This window comes from Microbacterium sp. Bi128 (assembly GCF_918698205.1).
This window is the reverse complement of sequence record NZ_CAKKMM010001513.1, coordinates 1-1187: the sequence shown is the minus strand read 5'-3', so window position 1 is coordinate 1187 and position 1187 is coordinate 1. Positions and strand designations below refer to the sequence as shown.

Genomic DNA, 1187 nt, shown 5'->3' with positions numbered 1-1187 from the left:
ATGGCCATGGTGCCGATACCGCCTGTGGCTCCGTGGATGAGGACAGTTTCGCCCGGCTGCAGCTGCGCCGTCATGATCAGGTTGGAATAGACCGTCGCCGCGACCTCGGGCAGCGACGCCGCCGTGACCAGATCCACGCCGTCGGGGATCCTCAGGACCTGCCCCGCGGGCACGGCCACCTGCTGGGCGTAGCCGCCGCCGGCGAGCAGCGCCACCACCTTGTCCCCCACGGAAAACGCCTTGGTCACGCCCGGGCCGAACCCTGCGATCCGGCCGGAGACCTCCAGCCCGGGGATCTCGGAGGCGCCTGGGGGCGGCGGGTAGAAGCCCTTGCGCTGCTGGACATCGGCACGGTTAAGGCCCGCGGCCACGACGTCGATCAGCACCTCCCCGGGGCCGGCCACCGGGGCCTGAACCTCACGGACTTCCAGGACCTCGGGTCCGCCGGGCTCTGAGATATAGACAGCCTTCATGGAGCACTCCCGATTCCTAACTGGCTCCGCGCACGTTCGCCGCGATCGCCAGGTCCGATCAACATCACTCCCCAGAATATGGCGGGGAGCTGCACACGTCCGCAAGCGCACCGTGTTTTTGGTTTTTGTGGCAGCCGACTGCCTATGAAAGACTACTCGTTAGGGAAGGTTGTCCGAGCGGCCGATGGAGCTGGTCTTGAAAACCAGTGTGCGGTGACCCCGTACCAAGAGTTCGAATCTCTTACCTTCCGCGGGAGCGCAGATCTTGCGCGGTTCAGAGGCCGGCCCGGGGCGATCGAAAGATCGTTCCGGCCGGCCTTACTCGTCTCCGCCCCGGAGTGAAACTCCTGACCGGCCCAAGAATCATCAGCTGTCAGTGTTGGCCGTGTTGGCGGCCAACTGGCAGCCCAAGGTAACGGTTCAGCACCGTCTTCCAGACCTGACAATAACTTCCGGCCGCATACCTGATACTGAGGTCTCGAGCGGGATAATCACCCCGCCGTCGCAAATATTGGGGGAACAATTAAGTGGGTCTCAACCGCACCGGGTTTTACGCGCATGCCACAATGGCGGGCATTGCGCTCAGCCTCGTCCTTGCCGGATGTGCATCACGGCCAGGAACTGATCCTGCCGCTGCCGCTCCGCGCTCGACCACCGGGTCCACGGCTGGGGCCGCGCCGACCGTGACGGCCACACCAACCGCCACTCCAGCAC

Annotated in this window: 1 protein-coding gene and 1 tRNA gene; one reads left to right on the top strand and one right to left on the bottom strand. The window is 65.0% G+C overall.

Annotation, left to right across the window (positions count from 1 at the left end; translation table 11 throughout):
- A partial coding sequence (locus LQV45_RS34140) for an alcohol dehydrogenase catalytic domain-containing protein (protein WP_230012290.1) occupies positions 1–473 on the bottom strand: 473 nt, incomplete at its 3' end.
- A 163-nt stretch (positions 474–636) separates the two neighbouring features.
- On the opposite strand from LQV45_RS34140, the gene LQV45_RS34135 reads away from it, so the two are divergent.
- Positions 637–724 (top strand) — tRNA-Ser (locus LQV45_RS34135).
- Positions 725–1187: the final 463 nt, after the last annotated feature.